The 17,877-nt window shown below is 60.7% G+C and carries 19 protein-coding genes; 9 read left to right on the forward strand and 10 right to left on the reverse strand.

Annotated features, from left to right (window positions below; translation table 11 throughout):
- The first annotated feature begins 5 nt into the window (after positions 1-5).
- A complete protein-coding gene (gene clpA / locus BMZ57_RS05405; RefSeq protein WP_010209598.1) occupies positions 6-2,276 on the forward strand; it encodes an ATP-dependent Clp protease ATP-binding subunit ClpA in 2,271 nt (756 codons plus the stop codon).
- Between the two features lie 254 nt (positions 2,277-2,530).
- On the opposite strand, the gene infA is transcribed toward clpA, so the two are convergent.
- From infA to aat, 3 genes are all read right to left on the reverse strand, one after another.
- Entirely contained in the window at positions 2,531-2,749 is a 219-nt protein-coding gene (gene infA, locus BMZ57_RS05410; protein ID WP_002553999.1) for a translation initiation factor IF-1, read from the reverse strand.
- Between the two features lie 100 nt (positions 2,750-2,849).
- Complete coding sequence (locus tag BMZ57_RS05415; protein ID WP_010209600.1) at positions 2,850-3,557, reverse strand: arginyltransferase; 708 nt, start codon at positions 3,555-3,557, stop codon at positions 2,850-2,852.
- Between the two features lie 55 nt (positions 3,558-3,612).
- Complete coding sequence (aat, locus tag BMZ57_RS05420; protein WP_010209601.1) at positions 3,613-4,293, reverse strand: leucyl/phenylalanyl-tRNA--protein transferase; 681 nt, start codon at positions 4,291-4,293, stop codon at positions 3,613-3,615.
- A gap of 246 nt (positions 4,294-4,539) precedes the next feature.
- Here aat and BMZ57_RS29085 point away from each other — a divergent pair, with 246 nt between their 5' ends.
- The 7 genes from BMZ57_RS29085 to cysG are packed head-to-tail and all read left to right on the forward strand — an operon-like array spanning position 4,540 to position 12,275.
- Positions 4,540-4,815 carry a hypothetical protein gene (locus tag BMZ57_RS29085; protein ID WP_137205507.1) on the forward strand — a complete coding sequence of 92 codons (276 nt, stop codon included), beginning with the start codon at positions 4,540-4,542 and terminating at the stop codon, positions 4,813-4,815.
- Positions 4,790-7,198, forward strand: coding sequence for a DNA translocase FtsK (locus BMZ57_RS05425; protein ID WP_010209603.1), 2,409 nt, complete (start codon positions 4,790-4,792; stop codon positions 7,196-7,198). Before BMZ57_RS29085 ends, BMZ57_RS05425 begins: the two co-directional genes overlap by 26 nt.
- A 54-nt stretch (positions 7,199-7,252) precedes the next feature.
- Entirely contained in the window at positions 7,253-7,876 is a 624-nt protein-coding gene (gene lolA / locus BMZ57_RS05430) for an outer membrane lipoprotein periplasmic chaperone LolA (protein WP_010209605.1), read from the forward strand.
- A gap of 10 nt (positions 7,877-7,886) precedes the next feature.
- Positions 7,887-9,209, forward strand: a complete 1,323-nt coding sequence (locus BMZ57_RS05435) for a replication-associated recombination protein A (protein ID WP_010209607.1) — start codon at positions 7,887-7,889, stop codon at positions 9,207-9,209.
- Positions 9,209-9,583: a fluoride efflux transporter CrcB gene (gene crcB, locus BMZ57_RS05440; RefSeq protein WP_042572146.1), complete on the forward strand. Its 375-nt coding sequence runs from the start codon at positions 9,209-9,211 to the stop codon at positions 9,581-9,583. Before BMZ57_RS05435 ends, crcB begins: the two co-directional genes overlap by 1 nt.
- Positions 9,584-9,599: 16 nt before the next feature.
- Positions 9,600-10,880, forward strand: coding sequence for a serine--tRNA ligase (gene serS / locus BMZ57_RS05445; RefSeq protein WP_010209612.1), 1,281 nt, complete (start codon positions 9,600-9,602; stop codon positions 10,878-10,880).
- A complete protein-coding gene (gene cysG / locus BMZ57_RS05450) occupies positions 10,881-12,275 on the forward strand; it encodes a siroheme synthase CysG (RefSeq protein ID WP_021492757.1) in 1,395 nt (464 codons plus the stop codon).
- 104 nt (positions 12,276-12,379) lie between these two features.
- Here cysG and BMZ57_RS05455 read toward each other — a convergent pair whose 3' ends face one another.
- The 6 genes from BMZ57_RS05455 to tusD all read right to left on the reverse strand — a co-directional run bounded on the left by BMZ57_RS05455 (position 12,380) and on the right by tusD (position 15,816).
- Positions 12,380-13,375, reverse strand: a complete 996-nt coding sequence (locus tag BMZ57_RS05455) for a glutathione S-transferase family protein (protein WP_069672540.1) — start codon at positions 13,373-13,375, stop codon at positions 12,380-12,382.
- Between the two features lie 88 nt (positions 13,376-13,463).
- On the reverse strand, positions 13,464-14,465 hold the full coding sequence (locus tag BMZ57_RS05460) for a glycosyl transferase family protein (protein WP_021492755.1): 1,002 nt from the start codon (positions 14,463-14,465) through the stop codon (positions 13,464-13,466).
- Positions 14,462-14,797 (reverse strand): TusE/DsrC/DsvC family sulfur relay protein, encoded by a 336-nt coding sequence (locus BMZ57_RS05465; RefSeq protein WP_069672541.1) that lies wholly within the window; start codon positions 14,795-14,797, stop codon positions 14,462-14,464. Before BMZ57_RS05465 ends, BMZ57_RS05460 begins: the two co-directional genes overlap by 4 nt.
- Positions 14,794-15,072, reverse strand: a complete 279-nt coding sequence (tusB, locus tag BMZ57_RS05470) for a sulfurtransferase complex subunit TusB (protein WP_010209618.1) — start codon at positions 15,070-15,072, stop codon at positions 14,794-14,796. The genes BMZ57_RS05465 and tusB overlap by 4 nt, the downstream gene beginning before the upstream one ends.
- On the reverse strand, positions 15,072-15,422 hold the full coding sequence (tusC, locus tag BMZ57_RS05475) for a sulfurtransferase complex subunit TusC (RefSeq protein ID WP_069672542.1): 351 nt from the start codon (positions 15,420-15,422) through the stop codon (positions 15,072-15,074). The genes tusB and tusC overlap by 1 nt, the downstream gene beginning before the upstream one ends.
- Position 15,423: 1 nt before the next feature.
- Positions 15,424-15,816: a sulfurtransferase complex subunit TusD gene (tusD, locus tag BMZ57_RS05480; protein WP_021492753.1), complete on the reverse strand. Its 393-nt coding sequence runs from the start codon at positions 15,814-15,816 to the stop codon at positions 15,424-15,426.
- A gap of 157 nt (positions 15,817-15,973) precedes the next feature.
- Between tusD and BMZ57_RS05485 the strand changes: the two genes are divergently transcribed.
- Positions 15,974-17,155, forward strand: coding sequence for a CaiB/BaiF CoA transferase family protein (locus BMZ57_RS05485; protein ID WP_069672543.1), 1,182 nt, complete (start codon positions 15,974-15,976; stop codon positions 17,153-17,155).
- Positions 17,156-17,260: 105 nt separating this feature from the next.
- Here BMZ57_RS05485 and BMZ57_RS05490 read toward each other — a convergent pair whose 3' ends face one another.
- Positions 17,261-17,755 carry a SprT family zinc-dependent metalloprotease gene (locus BMZ57_RS05490; RefSeq protein ID WP_010209629.1) on the reverse strand — a complete coding sequence of 165 codons (495 nt, stop codon included), beginning with the start codon at positions 17,753-17,755 and terminating at the stop codon, positions 17,261-17,263.
- Positions 17,756-17,877 lie beyond the last annotated feature (122 nt).

Consider the following 17,877-nt stretch of genomic DNA (forward strand, 5'->3'; position numbering starts at 1 on the left):
AAGCTATGTTAAACCGCGAGCTCGAAGTCACCCTCAATCTTGCCTTCAAGGAGGCTCGTTCGAAGCGTCATGAATTCATGACCGTCGAGCACCTGCTGCTGGCACTTTTGGATAACGAAGCTGCCGCTACCGTTCTACGTGCGTGCGGCGCCAACCTCGACAAACTCAAGCATGACCTGCAGGAGTTTATCGACTCCACGACGCCACTTATTCCAGTCCACGATGAAGACCGTGAAACCCAGCCAACCCTGGGCTTCCAGCGGGTGCTTCAGCGTGCCGTGTTCCATGTTCAGAGCTCCGGTAAGCGTGAAGTCACAGGCGCCAATGTGCTGGTGGCGATTTTCAGCGAGCAGGAAAGCCAGGCAGTGTTCCTGCTGAAACAGCAGAGCGTTGCCCGTATCGATGTCGTCAACTACATCGCCCACGGTATCTCCAAGGTGCCCGGGCACGGCGATCATTCCGAGGGTGAGCAGGATATGCAGGACGACGAGGGCGGTGAGTCTTCTTCTTCGGGCAATCCACTGGATGCCTATGCCAGCAACCTCAACGAGCTGGCGCGCCAGGGGCGGATCGATCCGCTGGTGGGGCGAGAGCTTGAGGTTGAGCGTGTAGCGCAGATCCTTGCGCGTCGTCGCAAGAACAACCCGTTGCTGGTGGGTGAGGCAGGCGTGGGCAAGACCGCGATTGCCGAAGGCCTGGCCAAGCGCATCGTCGATAACCAGGTGCCGGACCTGCTGGCCAACAGCGTCGTCTACTCCTTGGACCTGGGCGCGTTGCTCGCGGGGACCAAGTACCGTGGTGATTTCGAGAAGCGCTTCAAGGCGCTGCTCGGCGAGCTGAAAAAACGTCCGCAGGCGATCCTGTTCATCGACGAAATCCACACCATCATTGGGGCCGGCGCGGCGTCCGGTGGCGTGATGGATGCTTCCAACCTGCTCAAACCGCTGCTGTCTTCGGGTGATATCCGTTGCATCGGCTCGACCACGTTCCAGGAATTCCGCGGCATCTTCGAGAAAGACCGTGCCCTGGCGCGTCGCTTCCAGAAAGTCGACGTTTCCGAGCCTTCGGTTGAAGACACCATCGGTATCCTGCGGGGGCTCAAAGGGCGTTTCGAAGCGCACCATGGCATCGAGTACACCGATGAAGCACTGCGCTCCGCCGCCGAGCTGGCGTCGCGCTACATCAATGACCGTCACATGCCGGACAAGGCCATCGATGTGATTGATGAGGCAGGGGCTTACCAGCGCCTGCAGCCGGTCGAGAAGCGTGTGAAGCGCATCGACGTGCCTCAGGTCGAGGACATTGTCGCGAAGATTGCGCGGATTCCGCCAAAACACGTCAACAGTTCCGATAAGGAGTTGCTGCGTAACCTGGAGCGCGACCTCAAGCTCACTGTATTCGGCCAGGATGCGGCCATCGATGCGTTGTCCACCGCGATCAAGCTGTCCCGTGCGGGTCTCAAGTCGCCGGACAAGCCTGTCGGTTCGTTCCTGTTCGCAGGCCCGACCGGCGTCGGCAAGACCGAAGCGGCGCGGCAGCTGGCCAAGGCCATGGGCATTGAGCTGGTGCGTTTCGACATGTCCGAGTACATGGAGCGTCACACCGTGTCGCGCCTGATCGGTGCGCCTCCGGGCTATGTCGGTTTCGATCAGGGCGGTCTGCTGACCGAAGCGATCACCAAGCAACCGCATTGCGTGCTGCTGCTCGATGAAATCGAGAAGGCCCACCCGGAAGTCTTCAACCTGCTGCTGCAGGTAATGGATCACGGAACCCTGACCGACAACAACGGACGCAAGGCGGACTTCCGCAATGTGATCGTGATCATGACCACCAACGCCGGTGCCGAAACGGCTGCGCGGGCTTCGATCGGCTTCAGCCATCAGGATCACTCTTCCGATGCGATGGAAGTGATCAAGAAGAGCTTCACGCCGGAATTCCGCAACCGTCTGGACACCATTATCCAGTTTGGTCGCCTCAGTCATGAGGTCATCAAGAGCGTGGTGGACAAGTTCCTTACCGAACTTCAGGCGCAGTTGGAAGACAAGCGCGTGCAGTTGGAGGTTACGGACGCGGCGCGCAGTTGGCTGGCGCAAGGTGGTTACGATGCTGCAATGGGCGCACGCCCAATGGCGCGTCTGATCCAGGACAAGATCAAGCGGCCATTGGCCGAAGAAATCCTGTTCGGCGAGCTTTCCGATCATGGCGGCGTGGTGCATATCGACCTGAAGGATGGCGAGCTGACCTTCGAGTTCGAGACCACGGCTGAAATGGCCTGATAGCGGTTGCAACAAAGCAAAAAGGCGCCGAAAGGCGCCTTTTTGCTATCTCTGATTGTGCAGCGCGGTCTTCAGGTCAATAAAGATCAAATGTGGGAGCTGGCTTGCCTGCGATAGCGGTGGATCAGGAAAGGGTTCCTTGGCTGACACACCGCTATTGCAGGCAGGCCAGCTCCCACAGGGTTGACCAGTATCTGCCAAATCGCACACACACAAAAACGCCCGGCATAACCGGGCGTCTTGTATTGACTTGCTTAGCGAGCGCGGTAAGTGATGCGCCCTTTACTCAAGTCATAGGGCGTCAGCTCGACGCGCACTTTGTCACCGGTAAGAATACGAATGTAGTTCTTGCGCATCTTGCCGGAGATATGCGCGGTTACGACGTGCCCATTTTCCAACTCCACACGAAACATGGTGTTGGGCAGGGTGTCGACGACAGTGCCTTCCATTTCGAAGCTGTCTTCTTTCGACATGCAGTAAAGCCCTCGGTATCCAGTGAATGGCCCGGTGCAACTGCGCCAGGCAAAAGCGGCGTGCATTGTGCCCGAAAAAGGGTGTTTAAGCCAAGGGGTTCTAGTTAAGCACGACCCATCTTTGATTAATTAGCAGTTCTATGGGCCGATATTGGGTCTTGTAGTTCATCTTTTTGCAGTTCTTGATCCAGTAGCCGAGGTACACAGCTTCCAGTTCCAGGCGCAAGGCTTCGCCAATTTGCCACAGGATCGCAAAGCGTCCCAGGCTACGGCGCTCTTCGCCGGGCTCGTAAAAGGTGTAGACCGCCGACAGGCCGTTAGGCAGTAAATCGGTCACGGCCACCGCCAGCAACCGGCCGTCGGCGCGAAACTCATAGAAGCGCGAGAACGGCAGGTCGCGTACCAGGAACGTGGAGAACTGGTCGCGACTGGGCGGAAACATATCGCCATCGGCATGGCGCTCTTCGATGTAGCGCTGGTACAGGTCGAAGTACTCTTCGGTGAACCGTGGCTTGGTTGGCATCACCGTTAGGTCGGCATTGCGCTTGAGGATGCGTTTCTGGTTGCGGTCCGGCAGAAACTGCGCCACGGGAATACGTGCCGGGACGCAGGCATTACAGTTCTGGCAATGAGGCCGGTACAGATGATCGCCGCTGCGCCGAAAGCCCATCTCCGACAGGTCGGCATACACATGCACGTCCATAGGCTGGCTGGGGTCGAGGAACAGTGTGGTGGCCTGCTCGTCGGGCAGATAGCTGCAAGAGTGGGGTTGAGTGGCATAAAACTTCAAACGCGCCAACTCGGTCATGATCAACCCTCGGATAAGCTTTGAAATAAGTGTAAGCCAGGAGCGCGGAAGTCGCCTAGGAAACCCACGGTCCAGCGTTGGGCTGGTCCAGATGGTCGCGCAGGAAACCTGCGAAGTCGCTGCGGGATATGGCGCGGGCACCCAGGCTATGGAGGTGATCGTTGGGCATTTGGCAGTCGATCAGTACAAAGCCCCAGGCCTGCAGTTGTCGGGTGAGTGTGGCAAAGCCAACTTTCGAGGCATTGTCGGCGCGGCTGAACATGGACTCGCCAAAAAACAGCTGGCCCATCGCCAGGCCATACAGCCCGCCCACCAGCGTGCCGTTGTCCCAAACCTCCACCGAATGGGCGTAGCCGCGCTGGTGGAGCGTCAGGTAAGCGCTCTGGATACTTTCGGTGATCCAGGTGCCGTCGGCATAAGCACGCGGTGCCGCGCAGGCCTGAATGACCGCCGCGAAATCCTGATCGAAGGTCACGGTGTAGCGCTGCTGGCGCAACAGTTTGCCCAGGCTTCGGGAGACATGCAGCTCGTCGGGGAATATGACGGTGCGCGGGTCGGGCGACCACCAGAGGATCGGCTGGCCCTCCGAAAACCACGGGAAGCAACCGTGGCGGTAGGCTTGTACCAGGCGCTCGGCCGACAGGTCGCCGCCGGCAGCCAGCAGACCATTGGGTTCGCGCATCGCCTTGGCGAGTGGAGGGAATGTCAGTGAATCGCGTTGTAACCAGGTCAGCATGGCATCCAGGCTTACGGAAGGGGAGGGGAGTGGCAGGTATGGCACCTGCTTGCGCAGTGCTGATTATTGTCGACATGGGGCCATCGGGCCAGCCCGAATCGGCCATTGGCGTGGATTAGCGTGAGCAGGTGTTTCTGCAACTCTGTGTCGGGGACGTGGTCGTAATCGGGTCTGTGCGATGCAGGCCATTTGCCAAGCTTGCCTTGATTGATAAAAACAGCGCATAAGCCTTTGTCAGCAAAGGCAATGCATGCTCAAATTGAACATGTTGTGACAAAAATTTGGCTAGGCTGCCGAGTGAAGGGCAAGGGCGTGGCATCGCCGGCACAAACCCGTACAATGCGGGCATTGTGGCGCTTTCGTCATTTCATCCAGCAAGCGCCCAATGTTAAAAGTAGATTCAACGACGCACGTTCATTTTTCAGCTGCTCGGATTGGGCAGTATTTGCAGTCATTCAACAGATGGACGCGCTAAAGGCGCAGGAAAAGACCCGTTTTGAAGAAATCCGCCGCAACACCTAAAGCAGCAGTCGTGCCGGCCTGGCGCCAGCACCTGCACTATCGCCTCAAGGAAGGTGCGCTGATCGCTATCGGCGCCCTGTGCCTGTTCCTGATGATGGCCTTGCTCACTTACGGCAAGGACGATCCGGGCTGGAGCCACAACAGCAAGATCGAAGACGTGCAGAACTTCGGTGGGCCTGCCGGTTCCTACAGCGCCGATATCCTGTTCATGGTGCTGGGCTACTTCGCCTATATCTTCCCGTTGCTGCTGGCGATCAAGACCTGGCAGATCTTCCGCCAGCGCCACGAGCCGTGGCAGTGGAGCGGCTGGCTGTTTTCCTGGCGCTTGATCGGCCTGGTGTTCCTGGTGCTGTCCGGCGCGGCGCTGGCGCATATCCATTTTCATGCACCGACCGGCCTGCCGGCGGGCGCGGGCGGGGCGCTGGGCGAAAGCCTCGGCGACCTGGCGCGCAAGACCCTGAATATCCAGGGCAGCACCCTGATGTTTATCGCCTTGTTCCTGTTCGGCCTCACCGTGTTCACCGACCTGTCGTGGTTCAAGGTGATGGACGTGACCGGCAAGATCACCCTCGACCTGCTGGAACTGTTCCAGGGCGCTGCCAACCGCTGGTGGGCGGCCCGTGTCGATCGCAAGCGCATGGTCGCCCAGTTGCGCGAGGTGGACACCCGCGTCAACGAGGTCGTGGCCCCGAGCACGCCGGATCGGCGCGAGCAGGCCAAGGTCAAGGAGCGCCTGATAGAGCGCGAGCAGGCCCTGAGCAAACACATGTCGGACCGCGAGAAGCAGGTACCGCCGGTGATCGCGCCGGCTCCGCCCAAGGCTCCCGAGCCGAGCCACCGCGTGCAGAAAGAGAAACAGGCGCCGCTGTTCATCGACAGTGCCGTCGAAGGTACTTTGCCGCCGATCTCGATCCTCGACCCGGCCGAAAAGAAACAACTCAACTATTCACCGGAATCCCTGGCGGCCGTCGGTCACCTGTTGGAAATCAAGCTCAAGGAATTCGGCGTCGAAGTGTCGGTGGACTCGATCCACCCCGGCCCGGTGATCACCCGTTACGAAATCCAGCCGGCCGCCGGTGTGAAGGTCAGCCGCATCTCCAACCTGGCCAAGGACCTGGCCCGTTCCCTGGCCGTGACCAGCGTGCGCGTAGTGGAAGTCATCCCCGGTAAGACCACCGTGGGTATCGAGATTCCCAACGAAGATCGTCAGATCGTGCGCTTCTCCGAAGTGCTGTCGACGCCTGAATATGACAACTTCAAGTCGCCGGTGACCCTGGCCCTGGGCCACGACATCGGCGGCAAGCCGGTGATCACCGACCTGGCGAAGATGCCTCACCTGCTGGTGGCCGGTACTACCGGTTCCGGTAAGTCGGTGGGTGTGAACGCGATGATCCTGTCGATCCTGTTCAAGTCCGGCCCGGAAGACGCCAAGCTGATCATGATCGACCCGAAGATGTTGGAGCTGTCGATCTACGAAGGGATCCCGCACCTGCTGTGCCCAGTGGTCACCGACATGAAGGACGCCGCCAACGCCCTGCGCTGGAGCGTGGCCGAGATGGAGCGCCGCTACAAGCTGATGGCGAAGATGGGCGTGCGTAACCTGTCGGGCTTCAACGCCAAGATCAAGGAAGCCCACGACCGCGGCGAGACCATTGATGACCCGTTGTACAAGCGCGAAAGCATTCATGACGAAGCGCCGAAACTGACCAAGCTGCCGACTATCGTGGTGGTGGTCGACGAATTCGCCGACATGATGATGATCGTCGGCAAGAAGGTCGAAGAACTGATCGCACGTATCGCCCAGAAGGCCCGTGCGGCCGGTATCCACTTGATTCTCGCGACCCAGCGTCCGTCGGTGGACGTGATCACGGGTTTGATCAAGGCCAACATTCCCACGCGTATGGCGTTCCAGGTGTCGAGCAAGATCGACTCACGGACCATCATCGATCAGGGCGGCGCCGAACAATTGCTGGGCCACGGTGACATGCTCTACATGCCGCCGGGCACCAGCCTGCCGATCCGGGTCCACGGCGCCTTTGTTTCCGATGACGAAGTGCACCGCGTGGTGGAGGCCTGGAAGCTGCGCGGCGCACCCGAGTACAACGACGACATCCTCAACGGCGTCGAAGAAGCCGGCAGCGGTTTTGAAAACGGCGGCGGCGGTGGTGACGACGATGCTGAAACCGACGCGCTATACGACGAGGCCGTGGCCTTTGTGCTGGAGAGTCGTCGCGCCTCGATTTCTGCGGTGCAGCGGAAACTGAAAATCGGCTACAACCGCGCCGCCCGCATGATCGAAGCCATGGAGATGGCGGGTGTCGTCACCGCAATGAACACCAACGGTTCGCGTGAAGTGATCGCCCCCGGGCAGATGCGCGACTGATCCCGCACCGCGTGGCAACACGCGGCGCGCCCTGAATAATCAATGAGGACTCCCATGCGCCTTATCCGCATGCTGTTGTTGCCGGCACTGGCCCTGACTGCTGTTTCGGCTCACGCTGACCCGGCCTCCGTCGCGAGCCTGAAGAACCTGTTGGACAAATCCCAGACCCTGACCGCGCGCTTCTCCCAGCTGACCCTGGATGCCGGCGGCACCCAGTTGCAGGAAACCGCAGGCGAAATGGCCGTGCAGCGTCCTGGCCTGTTCTACTGGCACACCGAAGGCAAGGCCGAGCAGACCATCGTGTCCGACGGCCAGAAGGTGACCCTGTGGGACCCTGACTTGCAGCAGGCGACCATCAAGAAGCTGGACCCGCGCCTGAACCAGACCCCGGCGCTGCTGCTCTCGGGTGATGTGTCGAAGATCAACGACAGCTTCGACATCACCTCCAAGCAAACCAGCAACGTGATCGAGTTCACCCTCAAGCCGAAATCCAAGGACACGCTGTTCGATACGCTGTCCCTGTCGTTCGGCAATGGCGTGATCAACAATATGCGTCTGGTCGACAGTGTCGGCCAACGCACCGACATCCTGTTCTCCGGGGTCAAGGCCAACCAGCCTGTGCCCGCCGCCAAGTTCAAGTTCGACATCCCCAAGGGTGCCGACGTGATCCAGGAATAACACGCTGCCCATGGACCTGTTTCGAAGTGACCCGATTGCCCAGCCATTGGCCGCACGCTTGCGTTCGACCAACCTGGATGAGTACGTCGGTCAGGAACACCTGCTTGCTCGCGGTAAGCCTTTGCGCGAAGCCCTGGAGCAGGGTGCGCTGCACTCGATGATTTTCTGGGGGCCGCCAGGGGTGGGCAAGACGACCCTGGCGCGGCTGCTGGCGAAGGTCTCGGATGCGCATTTCGAAACGGTCTCGGCGGTACTGGCTGGGGTCAAGGAGATCCGCCAGGCGGTGGAAGTCGCCAAGCAGCAGGCCGGGCAGTACGGCAAGCGCACCATCCTGTTTGTCGATGAAGTGCACCGCTTCAACAAATCGCAGCAGGATGCGTTTTTGCCCTATGTGGAAGATGGCACGCTGATTTTTATCGGCGCCACCACCGAAAACCCTTCGTTTGAATTGAACAACGCCTTGCTCTCGCGCGCGCGGGTCTATGTGCTGAAAAGCCTGGACGAAGCGGCGATGCAGAAATTGCTGCAGCGCGCCCTGAGTGAAGACAAAGGCCTGGGCAAGCGGCAACTTCGCGTCAGCGAAGAGGGCTTCAAGATCCTGCTGACCGCCGCCGATGGTGATGGTCGCCGCTTTCTCAACCTGGTGGAGAACGCTTCCGACCTGGCCGAAGACGGCAGCGAGATTGGCGTCGACCTCCTGCAAAGCCTGCTCGGCGACACGCGCCGTCGTTTCGACAAGGGCGGCGAAGCCTTCTACGACCAGATCTCGGCCTTGCATAAATCCGTACGCGGCTCCAACCCGGACGGCGCGCTGTACTGGTTCGCGCGCATGATCGACGGCGGCTGCGACCCGCTCTACCTGGCACGCCGCGTGGTACGCATGGCCAGCGAAGACATCGGCAACGCCGACCCACGCGCACTGAGCCTGTGCCTCGCCGCCTGGGACGTGCAGGAGCGCCTCGGCAGCCCGGAAGGCGAGCTGGCAGTGGCCCAGGCCATCACTTACCTGGCCTGCGCGCCGAAAAGCAACGCGGTGTACATGGGCTTCAAGTCGGCCTTGCGCGCCGCCGCCGAATACGGCTCCCTCGAAGTGCCGATGCACCTGCGCAACGCGCCGACCAAGCTGATGAAACAACTGGGTTATGGGGATGAATACCGCTACGCCCACGATGAGCCGGACGCCTATGCGGCCGGTGAAGACTACTTCCCCGATGACCTTGAGCCACTTCCGCTTTATCAGCCGGTGCCCCGTGGCCTGGAGCTGAAGATCGGTGAAAAGCTCAATCACCTCGCCGAACTCGATCGACTCAGCCCTAAACAACGGAGAAAGTAGTGTTCAAGACGATTCTAGCCGTGTCCGCAGCCGGCATCGCTGGTACATTATTGCGTTTCGCCACTAGCACCTGGGTCAGCGCCAACTGGCCGAAGCATTTTTATGCGGCGACCCTGGCGGTCAACCTGGTGGGCTGTTTGATCATCGGGCTGTTGTATGGCTGGTTCCTGTTGCGCCCGGAAGTACCGATTGAAATTCGGGCTGGCTTGATTGTCGGCTTTGTAGGCGGTCTGACGACCTTTTCATCCTTTTCACTGGATACGCTGCGCCTGCTGGAAAGCGGGCAGGCCCTGATAGCCTTCGGGTACCTGGGCATCAGCGTGTTCGGCGGGCTGCTCGCCACCTGGGCTGGCCTGTCCTTGACCAAACTTTGATAAACGAGAGACCGACATGCTCGATTCCAAACTGTTACGTAGCAACCTTCAGGACGTAGCGGACCGCCTGGCATCCCGTGGCTTTGCCTTGGATGTTGCGCGCATCGAAGCGCTGGAAGAACAGCGCAAGACCGTCCAGACCCGCACCGAAGCACTGCAGGCTGAACGTAATGCGCGTTCCAAATCCATCGGTCAGGCCAAGCAGCGCGGTGAAGACATCGCGCCGCTGATGGCGGATGTCGAGCGCATGGGCACTGAGCTGTCCGACGGTAAAGTCGAGCTGGAAAAAATCCAGTCCGAGTTGGATTCGATCCTGCTGGGCATCCCCAACATCCCGCACGAATCCGTGCCGATTGGCGAAGATGAAGACGGTAACGTCGAAGTGCGTCGCTGGGGCACGCCAACCGCCTTTGATTTCGAGATCAAGGACCACGTCGCCCTGGGCGAATTGACCGGCGGCCTGGATTTCGAAACTGCGGCCAAGATGTCCGGCGCGCGCTTTGCCTTGCTGCGCGGTCCGATTGCGCGCATGCACCGTGCCCTGGCGCAGTTCATGATCAACCTGCACACCGGCGAGCACGGTTACGAAGAAGCCTACACCCCGTATCTGGTGCAGGCGCCGGCGTTGATGGGCACCAGCCAGTTGCCGAAGTTCGAAGAGGACCTGTTCAAGATCAGCCGCGACGGCGAAGCCGACCTGTACCTGATTCCGACCGCCGAAGTGTCGCTGACCAACATCGTCGCCGGCGAGATCCTCGACGCCAAGCAACTGCCGATCAAGTTCGTGGCCCACAGCCCGTGCTTCCGCAGCGAAGCCGGCGCATCGGGCCGTGACACCCGCGGCATGATCCGCCAGCACCAGTTCGACAAGGTCGAGATGGTGCAAGTGGTCGAGCCGTCGACGTCCATGGAAGCCCTGGAAGGCCTGACCGCCAACGCCGAACGCGTCCTGCAACTGCTGGAGCTGCCGTACCGTGTGCTGGCGCTGTGCACCGGCGACATGGGTTTCAGCGCCGTGAAGACCTACGACCTTGAAGTGTGGGTGCCGAGCCAGGACAAGTACCGCGAGATTTCGTCGTGCTCCAACTGCGGTGATTTCCAGGCCCGTCGCATGCAGGCGCGTTTCCGTAACCCGGAAACCGGCAAGCCGGAGCTGGTGCACACCCTTAACGGTTCCGGCCTGGCGGTAGGCCGTACCCTGGTGGCAGTGCTGGAAAACTACCAGCAGGCTGACGGTTCGATCCGTGTACCGGAAGTGCTCAAGCCTTACATGGCGGGCGTTGAGGTCATCCGCTAAATGGAATTTCTGCCGCTGTTTCATAACCTGCGCGGCAGTCGTGTGTTGGTCGTCGGTGGCGGGGAGATTGCCTTGCGCAAATCCCGGCTGCTGGCCGATGCCGGTGCGTTGCTGCGGGTGGTTGCTCCCCAAATCGAAGACCAGTTGCGTGAACGGGTACTGGAGAGTGGCGGGGAGTTGATTTTGCGCGGTTATCAGGAGGCGGACCTCGACGGTTGCACCCTGATCATCGCGGCCACGGACGACGAGCCGCTGAACGCGCAAGTGTCCAGCGATGCCAAGCGCCGTTGCGTGCCGGTTAACGTGGTGGATGCGCCAGCCTTGTGCAGCGTGATCTTCCCAGCGATTGTCGACCGTTCACCGTTGGTGATCGCAGTGTCCAGCGGCGGCGATGCGCCGGTGCTGGCACGCCTGATCCGAGCGAAGCTGGAAACCTGGATTCCGTCCACCTATGGTCAGTTGGCGGGGTTGGCGGCGCGTTTTCGTGCCCAGGTCAAAGGCTTGTACCCGGATGTTCAGCAGCGTCGTGCGTTTTGGGAAGAGGTTTTCCAGGGCCCGATCGCCGACCGCCAGTTGGCCGGGCAGGGTGATGAAGCCGAACGCTTGCTGGTCGAGAAGGTCAACGGCGCGCCACCCTACGCGCCGGGCGAAGTCTATTTGGTGGGCGCAGGGCCGGGTGATCCCGACCTGCTGACCTTCCGCGCCCTGCGCCTGATGCAGCAAGCCGACGTGGTGCTGTATGACCGCCTGGTCGCTCCGGCGATTCTCGAACTGTGCCGCCGTGATGCCGAGCGAATTTATGTCGGCAAGCGTCGTGCCGATCATGCCGTGCCGCAAGACCAGATCAACCAGCAACTGGTGGATTTGGCCAAGCAAGGCAAGCGAGTGCTGCGCCTCAAAGGTGGCGACCCGTTTATCTTTGGCCGGGGTGGCGAAGAGATCGAGGAGTTGGCTGCCCACGGCATCCCGTTCCAGGTCGTACCGGGAATCACCGCAGCCAGTGGTTGCGCGGCCTATGCCGGGATTCCGCTGACTCACCGTGACTATGCCCAGTCGGTACGTTTTATCACCGGGCATTTGAAGAACGGGACGTCAGACCTGCCTTGGCAGGATCTGGTGGGGCCGTCGCAGACCCTGGTGTTCTACATGGGTTTGATTGGCTTGCCGATCATCTGTGAGCAACTGATCAAGCACGGGCGTGCATCGGACACCCCCGCAGCGCTGATCCAGCAGGGCACCACGTCCAACCAGCGTGTATTTACCGGCACCCTGGCGGACCTGCCGCGCCTGGTGGCGGAGCATGAAGTGCATGCGCCGACACTGGTGATCGTCGGTGAGGTGGTGGTGTTGCGCGAGAAGCTCAAGTGGTTTGAAGGCGCGCAGTCCCAGGTTTGAGCCTTAAAAGCATCGGGAGCAAGCCCCCCTCATATTGGAATGCATGCCAATGCGAGAGGGGGCTTGCTCCCGATGACGCCTTCAGACACAGCACTGCATCTGGATCAGCCCCAGACAGCTCTGCCGTTTAGCCGCCCACGATCATGCGCAGTATCAAACGCTTGCAACGGCCCCTTCGGCACAATCCCCGTCGGGTTGATCGTGCGGTGACTGGCATAGTAATGCCCTTTGATATGCTCGAAATCCACCGTCTCGGCCACCCCCGGCCACTGATACATCTCCTTCACCCAATTCGACAGGTTCGGATAATCCGCAATCCTGCGCAGGTTACATTTGAAGTGGCTGTAATACACCGCATCAAAGCGAATCAGCGTGGTGAACAGCCGTACATCCGCCTCGGTCAGGTATTCACCGACCAGGTAGCGATGGTCACCCAGATGATGTTCCAGGTGTTCCAGCTCGGCAAACACATCCTCAAACGCACCGTCATACGCCTGCTGCGACGTGGCAAAGCCTGCGCGGTATACGCCGTTGTTCACGGCGGGGTAGATGCGCTCGTTCAGCGCGTCGATGGTCGCGCGCAGCGGCTCGGGGTAGAAGTCGAGGGTATTGCCGGTCAGCTCATTGAACGCGCTGTTGAACATGCGGATGATCTCCGCCGATTCATTGCTGACGATGCGCTTGAGCTTCTTGTCCCACAGCACTGGCACGGTGACGCGCCCGGTGTAATCGGCAGTGTCAGCGGTGTAGCGCTGGTGCATGAAGTCAAAATCATCCAGCTTGTCGCCGGTCGAGCCGTGGGCCTTGTCGAAGGTCCAGCCGTTTTCCAGCATCAGCCAACTGACCACAGATACATCAATCAGGCTTTCCAGGCCCTTGAGCTTGCGCAGGATCAGGGTGCGATGGGCCCACGGGCAGGCGAGGGAGACGTAGAGATGATAACGGCCGGCCTCGGCCTTGAAACCGCCTTCGCCGCTCGGGCCTGGCGCGCCGTCGGCGGTCACCCAGTTCCGGCGTTGCGCCTGTTCCCGTTGGAATGCGCCGTCTGCGCTACTTTCGTACCACTGGTCTTTCCAGTGTCCTTCGATCAGCAAACCCATGACTGGCTCCTCGACTATTAAGCGTTGGAGCCCAGTCTAAAGGGCTGAGTTCGAACTAAAAGCGCAAAGACCGGGCGTTAATGATCGATTAAATCGATTTGTCTCGCGCATCCCAGTATTGCTGGGCCAGGATGAACGCCTGTTCGCGTGAATGGCCAAGGCCGCGCAACGCCAGGGCCATGGTCGCGATCAAGGCCAATTGCGGATAACTGTCTTCGACATCACCGCGCCACAACGCCTTCAGGTGTTCCGGCTCGAGTGTGGCCGGTTTGACGTGGCGCTGGGCGGAGAGGGCGGCCCACTCCTCGTCCCAGCTTTCGCCGCCGGTGGTGCCGTACAGGTGGCTCGCCGAGTCAGGGTTGATCTCGATCTCGCCGCCATCACCCTTCACCACGATTACGTTGTCGCCGAGCAGGCCGCTGGCATCGCGGTGCACGCCCTGGTAACCGGGGTGGAAAATACTTTGCAGGCCCAGGCGGGCATTCAGGGGGTTGAGCAAACGCGCCAGGGAGTGGATCGGCGAGCGCAGGCCCAGGGTGTTGCGCAGGTCGATCATGCGTTGCAGTTGCGGCGCCCAGTCACCCAGCGGGATAAACGCCAGGTTGCCTTGCGTGTAGGCGCTCTCGACCTGCTGCCAGTTACGGCATAGCGGGATCTGCAAACCTTCCAGCAATTGCTCGGTGTACAGCCGCCCCGCCGTGTGTGCGCCGCCGCCGTGCATGAGAATACGCACGCCATTTTGCGCCAGGCACTTGGCCGCCAGCAGATACCACGGCAGATGGCGCTTCTTTCCGGCATAGGTTGGCCAGTCGACATCCACGTTCAGCGCCGGGGCGGCCAGGCGTTCGCGCACGGCCTCAGTGAAACCGGCGAGTTCTTCCGGGCTTTCCTCCTTGTGGCGCAGCAGCATCAGGAAGGCGCCGAGCTGGGTGTCTTCGACTTTTTCGTCGAGCAACATGCCCATGGCTTCGCGCGCTTCCTCGCGGGTGAGGTTGCGCGCACCGCGCTTGCCTTTGCCCAGGATGCGCACGAACTGCGCAAACGGGTGCTCGGCAGGGGTTTCGAGGGTCAGCGGGGCAAAGTCGGTCATAAGCAATTCGTCGGCCTGGGCAGGCCCGCCAGTTTGGCGGCGAGTTTGGCGGGAGTGCCGTTGAACAGTTTGTTGAGGTGCAGGCTGTTGCCCTTTTCCGGGCCGAGTTTCAAGGCCGTGTACTTGATCAACGGGCGTGTGGCCGGTGACAGCTGGAATTCGGCATAAAACTGGCGCAGCAATTCGAGGATTTCCCAGTGGGCCTCGGTCAGCTCCAAAGCTTCGGCGGCGGCCAGGGCATTGGCGACGTCAGCGGACCAGTCGTCCAGGTGGGCCAGGTAGCCGTCCTTGTCCAGTTCCAGGGTGCGTACGCCTACGGTCAGGGTGTTCATAGCCAGGTGTTGACCTTGTCGTAGTCAATCGACAATTGCACGAAGCCTGGGTAGTCCACGCTGTCGGCCCAGTCCGGGAGCGGCAGATTGCGGGCCTGCATGTCTTCGGCCAGGACAAACACCTTCACGCCCTTTGTTTGCAGCGCAGCGTTGTGCAGCCCATAGGCGCCATCGCCGCAGAGCAGGATGGCGTCCGTGGCGCCGCAGATGCGCAGGCAGCTTGCGAGGCGGCTATCGGTAAACGGGGAATGGGATACCACATGTAGAGTCGACATCAGAGGGTAATCACCTGGTCGTAACGATCAATCATTTCGCAGATCGCTGCAGTGTCCAGCGGCTGGGCGTTGGCGGGTGTTGAGAGGCCGCGCTCGGCCAGGCTGTGGCTGCAGGCGAACACTTCATCAATGCCGAACAGACCCAGTGCTTGAAGGTTGGCGCTGAGGTCTTTTTGCTGCACGGCTTTGGCGTCCTGGTGCGGCGCGAGCTGGAACACACCGTCATCGAGGAACAGCAGGCCGATCGGCAGATCGAAAGCGCCGCCGGCCAACACGATGTCCAGCGTTTCGCGGGCGCTTGGCCCGGACCACGGCGACTGGCGGCTGATCACCAAAAGAGATTTGGACATATCACGCCCCTCCAAAACAGATCAGGCGGTCGGCGGACTGGGCGGCATCGTGCAACTGCCCCAGGCCCGACAACGCCCAAGGTGCGTCGAGGTTGACCGCGCTGCGCTGATAACGCGTGGCTTCCTCCTGGTTGAGCACGCCGCGGCGCAAGGCGGCGGCAATGCACACCACGCCATCAAGCGAGTGCTGGCTGACAAACTCGCGCCATTGTCGGGCGATGTCTTGCTCATCTTGAGGCGCAACGATGTTGCTGGACGCGCTGTGCACGCCGTCCTGATAGAAAAACAGCCGCACAATCTCATGCCCGCCGGCCAATGCCGCCTGGGCGAACAGCAGGGCACGGCGCGAGGAGGGCGCGTGGGCGGCGGAAAACACTGCAATCGCAAACTTCATGGAACACTCTGCAAGCAAACGTGAGCCAATGATAAAGCCGCCGCCACGAAAAAGCCCGCCGTGATCAAAACGGTCACTGTCGGTGACCGTTCCGGCGATTGCCCTCAGGGGCAAGGCTGCCTAGTCTGTGGGCAGTCGAAACGGAAATGGAGTGCCCATGTCAGGTCCCTTGGCGTCCCTCAAAGTGCTGGATTTTTCCACCCTGCTGCCCGGCCCGTTTGCCTCCCTGATGCTGGCGGACATGGGCGCCGAAGTGCTGCGTATCGAGTCGCCCACACGCATGGACCTGTTGCGGGTGCTGCCGCCCCATGATCAGGGCACTTCGGCCAGCCACGCCTACCTCAATCGTAACAAGCGCAGTCTGGCACTGGACCTCAAGCAGGCCGAGGCGCTGGAGATCGTACGGGCGCTGGTGAAGGACTACGACATTCTGCTCGAACAATTCCGACCGGGGGTGATGGAGCGCCTGGGGTTGGGCTATGAGGCACTGAAGGCGATCAACCCCCGGCTGATTTATGTGGCGATCACTGGTTACGGCCAGACTGGCCCCTATAAGGACCGCGCCGGGCACGATATCAATTACCTGGCGCTCGCCGGAGTGGCCAGCTACACCGGGCGCCAGGACGCCGGGCCTTTGCCCCTCGGCGTGCAGTTGGCGGACGTGGGCGGTGGTTCGCTGCATGCGGTGGTGGGGTTGCTGGCGGCGGTCATCGCTCGGCAGCAGAGCGGGGTGGGGCAATACCTGGATGTGAGCATGACCGATTGCTCGTTCAGCCTGAACGCGATGGCCGGCGCGGGTTACCTGGCGTGTGGGGTGGAGCCTGAGTGGGAAAGCCATGTGCTCAATGGCGGTAGTTTCTACGACTATTACCGGTCACGGGATGGGCGTTGGATGTCGGTGGGCAGCCTGGAACCGGCGTTTATGCAACAACTCTGCACAGCCTTGGGCCGCCCCGAACTGGCCGCGCAAGGTTTGTCGCCCAAGCCGGAACAGCAAAAAGCCCTCAAGCAGGCGCTGCAGGTCGAGTTTGAAAAGCGCAGTTTTGATGAGCTGTGCGCGCTGTTTGCCGCGACAGATGCCTGTGTGGAACCGGTGTTGACCCTGAGCGAAGCCGTGGCGCATCCGCAGTTGAAGGCGCGTGCGCTGGTCAGCCAGGTGCCGCGGGGCGACGGCTCGACCCAGTCGCAGATTGCCTGTCCGTTGAAGTTTTCCGACGGGTTACCGGCGCCTCGGCATATTGGCGTTGCCGTGGGCGCACACAGTGATGAGGTGTTGGTGGAGCTGGGGCTTAGTGCCCAGCGGATAGCCGAGCTGCGACAAGCCAAGGTGGTTGGGTAGTGCCTGATCTGACGCTTTCGCGAGCAAGCCCGCTCCCACAACCGAACGTGTTCTGACCTTGGAATACAGGCGAATGTGGGAGCGGGCTTGCTCGCGAAGAGGCCCTCACTCCACCCGAGTTTCCCCGGTAAACACCAGCGTCTGCCGACACCTGCGACACAAATACCGCCGCCCCTGAGCCACCATGCCATGTCGCTGCGACGAAAACGGAAAGTCGCTATCGGCACACGGGCAACGATAGATATAGCGAGTCACCTGACGACGCTTCACCTCATAGGTATGGCAACGATCCGGCGGCAGTTCGTAGACCCCGCGCATGATCAATTGCCATTCCTCGCCATGGGGCTGGATACGTTCGCCAAACAATTGGTGGGCAATCAGGTGCGCGACTTCGTGGGCCACGGTCTGTTTCAGGAAGTGCTGGCTGTTTTCACGGTACAACTGTGGGTTGAAACGCAGCAGGTTCTCGTGCAAATGCGCGACACCGGCCTTTTGCCCACGCAGCTTGAGGCTGACCTGGGGGCGTTTGAAGCTTCGTTTGAAAAAGGATTCGGCTTGCAGGAAACAATCTTCGACGCGGGTATTGAGTTGCTCGGGCATGCTGTACATATCTCCAGAGACGTCCAGTATGCCGCAAAGCTGGGTGTTTCCGAATCTGTCAGGCGCCGAATGGTCATGCATGATGCACAAAGCCACCTTGCGGTGGCTTTGCCTGGGGGTTG

Source organism: Pseudomonas simiae, from assembly GCF_900111895.1.
GTDB lineage: Bacteria > Pseudomonadota > Gammaproteobacteria > Pseudomonadales > Pseudomonadaceae > Aquipseudomonas > Aquipseudomonas simiae.

Coding starts and splice junctions, on each gene's coding strand:
- BMZ57_RS05490 (WP_010209629.1), bottom strand. CDS start 17,755: ATGCCCGAGCAACTCAATACCCGCGTCGAAGATTGTTTCCTGCAAGCC.
- infA (WP_002553999.1), bottom strand. CDS start 2,749: ATGTCGAAAGAAGACAGCTTCGAAATGGAAGGCACTGTCGTCGACACC.
- clpA (WP_010209598.1), top strand. CDS start 6: ATGTTAAACCGCGAGCTCGAAGTCACCCTCAATCTTGCCTTCAAGGAG.
- tusC (WP_069672542.1), bottom strand. CDS start 15,422: ATGTCCAAATCTCTTTTGGTGATCAGCCGCCAGTCGCCGTGGTCCGGG.
- BMZ57_RS05435 (WP_010209607.1), top strand. CDS start 7,887: ATGGACCTGTTTCGAAGTGACCCGATTGCCCAGCCATTGGCCGCACGC.
- serS (WP_010209612.1), top strand. CDS start 9,600: ATGCTCGATTCCAAACTGTTACGTAGCAACCTTCAGGACGTAGCGGAC.
- BMZ57_RS29085 (WP_137205507.1), top strand. CDS start 4,540: ATGCATGCTCAAATTGAACATGTTGTGACAAAAATTTGGCTAGGCTGC.
- BMZ57_RS05455 (WP_069672540.1), bottom strand. CDS start 13,375: ATGGGTTTGCTGATCGAAGGACACTGGAAAGACCAGTGGTACGAAAGT.
- BMZ57_RS05415 (WP_010209600.1), bottom strand. CDS start 3,557: ATGACCGAGTTGGCGCGTTTGAAGTTTTATGCCACTCAACCCCACTCT.
- tusD (WP_021492753.1), bottom strand. CDS start 15,816: ATGAAGTTTGCGATTGCAGTGTTTTCCGCCGCCCACGCGCCCTCCTCG.
- lolA (WP_010209605.1), top strand. CDS start 7,253: ATGCGCCTTATCCGCATGCTGTTGTTGCCGGCACTGGCCCTGACTGCT.
- BMZ57_RS05465 (WP_069672541.1), bottom strand. CDS start 14,797: ATGAACACCCTGACCGTAGGCGTACGCACCCTGGAACTGGACAAGGAC.
- BMZ57_RS05460 (WP_021492755.1), bottom strand. CDS start 14,465: ATGACCGACTTTGCCCCGCTGACCCTCGAAACCCCTGCCGAGCACCCG.
- BMZ57_RS05485 (WP_069672543.1), top strand. CDS start 15,974: ATGTCAGGTCCCTTGGCGTCCCTCAAAGTGCTGGATTTTTCCACCCTG.
- tusB (WP_010209618.1), bottom strand. CDS start 15,072: ATGTCGACTCTACATGTGGTATCCCATTCCCCGTTTACCGATAGCCGC.
- aat (WP_010209601.1), bottom strand. CDS start 4,293: ATGCTGACCTGGTTACAACGCGATTCACTGACATTCCCTCCACTCGCC.
- cysG (WP_021492757.1), top strand. CDS start 10,881: ATGGAATTTCTGCCGCTGTTTCATAACCTGCGCGGCAGTCGTGTGTTG.